The following is a 4,685-nucleotide window of genomic DNA, read 5'->3' on the forward strand; positions in this document are numbered from 1 at the left end:
CAGAGTGACCAAAACCCGGCCCGGGGGGTCAATTTTCAACCGGTGCCAGGGGGTCAATTTTCAGGCGGTGTTGACAGAGCCGGCTTAGATCCCTCACATCGGGGATACCTATTGGGGTCATCGTACTGGTCGCTCTCTTCACTCTCTTTGTAAGCATCAGCACCTTCTCAAGCACGATCGGACCCTTAGCCTCCGCACAGGTATGTGCAACTGATTGGACAGCCGCTATTCGAGCCCGCGAATCCGGAGCTGCCGACTACTCGGGTACGTGCGCAGACTTCGGGGGCTTCGGAGCCACTGAAGGCGTGCCAGATGACTTCACTCGCATCCAATCGGATTGGGAGCGGAGAGCGAACGAAGAATTCACGATCCTGACCACTGACCTGTGGGCAACAGCCGGAAAGAGTCTCGGCGGTCTACCCCTTATCTTGTTCGCTGTGATATCAGGATCTCTGATCGCCGGGTCGATGATGGGATCAGGAGTCACGGCGTGGTCGCTATCGAACGGATGGAGTCGGGCGCTCTGGATCAGATCGATCCTACTGTTGAACGTCATACTGACTGTAGCGGCATACATCATCCTGACCTCTGGCTTCGTTCTCGCAACAGTCATTCGAATCGCACAACTTGGTTTGCATACCACGCCGGGTGGACCGGGCTGGTCTGCTTTCACGCCATTGCCAGGACTATTGTTCTACTCATTGATTGGGCTTGCGGCTGGGTTACTAACCGGGAAAGGCGAATCAGCCGTCCTCGGCGCCTTGGCTTTCATCACTGGCGAATACGTGCTCTCCTCAGCTATGGGCGGTCTGCCTGTGTTCCCGGCATCATTGCATCAGGTGACACTTGACAATAGCGAGGTCGTTACCGGCAGAATTGCCTTCATAGTGCTCCTCCTCATTTCTCTATTGCTGGCCACCCTCATATGGGTGTACTTCACCTCGAGTCGGGATGTACCAGATCGCCCAAGATAAGGTGTGGAACCGATTGCTATCGGCCGCCACTGGTCTGCCCGATCCCGCGTGGGAGGCCAACCCCGACGGTCACTTCAGCAAAGGCTTGACCGGCCTCGACACCTGGCTCTGGTACTCCAATCCATCTCAGGTCGGCCCGATCGACGCCACGTGGACCGATCCCTTCACCCGTTTCGTCTTCGGCGTGCGGGGGAGAGGCTGGACCGAGTCGATCGCTTGGGACACCGGCGAGGCACGGTACGACGCGTTCGCTCCCACGTGGGACGAGGCACCCGGGATGGGTAGCGCGCCCGACGCCCCGGCCGCTACCCACCTCTACGACGTCACGTCAGTCGACGCTGGCTTCGGCGACGGCTACCCGGTCAGCGTCGAGCTCTTCTGGGTCGGCGAGTACCAGATCAGCCTTGTCGCTGGCGTCTGGTCTGATTGGGCGCGGTTCAGCAGCACCCTGAAGTGAGCTGTTTCCAGATGCGTATGTCGTGGTGGAGGTGCGATCCGAGCTCTCGCGCTGACGGGGTTTGAGGAGACCGCTTCAGCCGATCGAACACGCCCTTAAATGCTCGGGGTGCGCGTTCCATTACGTGGGCCCCAATCGATTAGGAGCGAGCGAGGCGGACTCCGGTCATGCTCGGTCTCCCATGAAGCAGCTTGTGAACAAACCTGGCTGACGGACGGGGGACGATCAGACTCGAACTCGAGAACGGCGTCCATGCGCCCGGTGTTCTCCCGACGGTCCGACCTGCCTCCTCAGAAATCGCCGGCTGCGCGTCCCGAATGCTCGTCGATGACCTGCTCGATCCGGTCCAGCTTGGCGTCGCGGTCGGGGTCGTTGGATTCCTTCCACGTCTTGGTCCGCTGGAACGTGATGCCGTGTTCCCCCAGCAACTGGCGGACTCGTTCCCGACTGATCACGACCCGATGGGTCTCGTTGTCGTTGAGATACTCCGTGAACTTGCGGACACTCCAGCGAGTAAACGGCAACCCGAACTGCTCAGGACGAGTCCTGGCCGCCTCAACGAGGAATATCTCATCGTCAATCGTGATCCGGCGGGGACGGCCACCCGCCCACTGAGGGTCCAAGCACCGCAGCCCGATCTCGTTGAATCGATGGATCACCTCCCGGACCCGATCCGGGCTGGTCTACACCAGTCGGGCGATCACCTCAACGTTGTTACCCGACGCCGACGCCAAGACCACCATCGCTCGTCGATACCGCGTCGCCAACTTGCCATGGCCCCGCCGCACGATCTGTTGCAGCTGCCGCCCCTCCTCATCGGACAAACGCCGAACCCGAACCCGCTCCGCCATCCCACCCTCCTCAGTCGAACCCACGCGCCACACCACCAGGATGCGCGATCTCATCGACCAAGTCGAGGACCCCCAACGTTTGTGGTCAGAGCACTAGCGATGCGTGCTTTGAGGTCTGTCAGACCCACAGGGCCTAGATCCCGTCCCCTTTCGATGACGACGACTGCCGGGCAGACGGTTCACTATCAGGATCGCCGACAGACGAGCTTTGATACGGTACCGGTATGCATGCGGGAGATCACCGCGCCATGCCGTCAACAGCCAGTCGATCTTATGAGTCTCGGGTGGCTATGAGGCGGGGGGCACGAAGACTCAGTTTCACACGGGGTCGGCCAGGTCTATCCACTCTCGCTTTTCTCGCGCTCGTGCTGGTCTGGTGGATGACGTGGGGCCGGACCGGCTTAGCTTACAGACGTTGCAAGCGACGAGCGAAGTGTCCAAGAACTCACGGCGGAGGAGTCGCATCGTCAACGGGTCAAATCGCTCAATAGGCAATCGCGCCTTCGTCGAAGTTGATTTCCGTTATAACGGCGCGTTAGCCCGTCCTTACAAGCCCGGCCTTGCCTAACGACGATGCTATGGCGACACCTGGCCTCGCCGTAGGGGCTGATCCTGATGACCCAGCCCGTGTCAAGAGTGATTGAAGGGCGACTTGGAGTCGACCCGCTGGATTGGGTTACGACGAGTATGAGTAGCTGTCTACCGTCGTCCCCGCCGCATTCCTCAGCGTCGCCGTGTCCCCACCCGAGTTATTCCAGATTGCCTGTCCCAAACCTTCGTAGTATGCGGTGGCCGTGTCGTCTCCTGGTCCCGAGTAGATCCTCAGTTCAGCTTCCGGTTGGATCAGGTATCCGTCCGGGATGGTGATTACATGTCCGGCTTCGTCTTCCAGCCACCATCGACCTACGTCTGCGGTCCCGGTCCCGTCGTTGCGGAGCAGTACATACTCACTGTCACCGAACTCCACATCGTTGCCGGGCCCGTCGTATCGGATGTTGGCAATGACCACCTCCACTGATCCTGCAACGGTGGATGTAGGCGCCGGCGTCGTTGTCGTCGTTGCCGGGGGAGTCGGATATGCGACTACGGCTCCCCCGACAGTCGTACCCTCGCACTGGGATTCGAAGAGGTTGGTGATACGCCCGTGCTCGGATGGGTCCATGGACAGTTCCCAGGTGGCTTTGATGACCACCCAGGCGGCGATATACCGACATACATCACCCTCGTTCGGTGGTAGCCAGTTGGAAGGGTCGGCATCACCCTTGTCTTGATTCGATGCTGAGGACACCGCTATCAGGGTGAGAGAACTGGTCAGATCGTTGCCAAAGGCGACACGACGAGACCGATCCCACTCCCTAGCCCCTGAATCCCATGCTTCTTTGAGGGCTACGACATGATCGACTTGGAGCTGCTGAGCGTGGTCCAGCCAGACGCCGTCGTACACCGAGAACCAGAGACCGGTCCCCACGTCGCAGCCCGAGCCAACCGATGGGGATTCGACAGCGTCCCGTAAAAGAACCTCTTCACGGGTGTCACAGCCGTCGCCATCTTCGTCGGACCACACCTCGAAGAGGTCCCGGTCATATCCGGCGGGCGTTTCTAATGCGACCGGGATCGCGGCGAGGAGGTCGAGGACGAGTGTGTCAGCTGGCTGAGGAGATGATGTGGTTGGGATGGTCGTGGTCGAGGGCGGGACCTGTGTCGATGATGAGGCGGGGGATGTCGACATGGACGTGGTTGTTGATCTCGTTGAAGTTGAGGTGGTGGTTTCCGCGGCCACCGGCTCCTCAGGGTTGTCGGGTGAGGGGGTGAACGCAGCCCCTACGACGACCACAGCCAACGATATGGCGAGTACCGAGATTGCCTGTTTTCGAGTGGTCACTCCGAACCAGCCCAGCGGTCGTACCAGGCTGATCAGGCCAAAGAGCAGACCCCCAAGGCCGAGAAGTCCAAGCAGTGGTCCCATCAGTGCAACGAAATCATCGGTGGTCTACCTTATCTTCGTGAGCGAGCGGAACCCTAGGTGGCTGGTGTCTTTCGTGGGTCTGAGTGCTCGCGATCCGGGTCGGTTTCTGGGAGAATCACATGACTGTAGTTTCCGATTCGGAGCGGCTGATGAGATTGGGACTGGCTGGATGGCAAGGCGACCTGTTGGATGATGTGAACCGGTTCTGCGATCAGGCGTTGGCGGAGTCCTCGGTGTATGCGGTGTTGCACCGGGAACGTGACCGCCTGTTCGGTGACGAGCTGTTTTCTGATTTGTTCTCTGATCGGGGGCGGCGCTCGGTGCCACCTTCGGTGGTGGCCACGGTGATGGTGCTCCAACGCTTGGAGGGACTGTCGGATCGGGAGGCGACCGAGCGTTACACCTTCGATACCCGCTGGCGGTATGCGGCGGGGGTG

The 4,685-nt window shown here is 60.1% G+C and carries 4 protein-coding genes and 1 pseudogene; 3 read left to right on the forward strand and 2 right to left on the reverse strand.

Annotated features, from left to right (window positions below):
• Positions 1–305: 305 nt before the first annotated feature.
• Together P1T08_18235 and P1T08_18240 are read left to right on the forward strand one after the other, a co-directional pair.
• Complete coding sequence (locus P1T08_18235) at positions 306–974, forward strand: hypothetical protein (GenBank protein MDF1598016.1); 669 nt, start codon at positions 306–308, stop codon at positions 972–974.
• Between the two features lies 1 nt (position 975).
• On the forward strand, positions 976–1,431 hold the full coding sequence (locus P1T08_18240) for a hypothetical protein (GenBank protein MDF1598017.1): 456 nt from the start codon (positions 976–978) through the stop codon (positions 1,429–1,431).
• A gap of 323 nt (positions 1,432–1,754) precedes the next feature.
• Here P1T08_18240 and P1T08_18245 read toward each other — a convergent pair.
• Both P1T08_18245 and P1T08_18250 read right to left on the reverse strand, forming a co-directional pair.
• Positions 1,755–2,282: pseudogene (locus P1T08_18245) on the reverse strand (helix-turn-helix domain-containing protein).
• A gap of 676 nt (positions 2,283–2,958) precedes the next feature.
• Complete coding sequence (locus tag P1T08_18250) at positions 2,959–4,248, reverse strand: lamin tail domain-containing protein (protein MDF1598018.1); 1,290 nt, start codon at positions 4,246–4,248, stop codon at positions 2,959–2,961.
• Positions 4,249–4,367: 119 nt separating this feature from the next.
• Here P1T08_18250 and P1T08_18255 point away from each other — a divergent pair.
• The coding region (locus P1T08_18255) for a transposase (GenBank protein MDF1598019.1) at positions 4,368–4,685 on the forward strand (318 nt) is incomplete at its 3' end.

The sequence above is a fragment of the Acidimicrobiia bacterium genome, assembly GCA_029210695.1.
Classification (GTDB): Bacteria; Actinomycetota; Acidimicrobiia; order Spongiisociales; family JAHEDJ01; genus JAHEDJ01.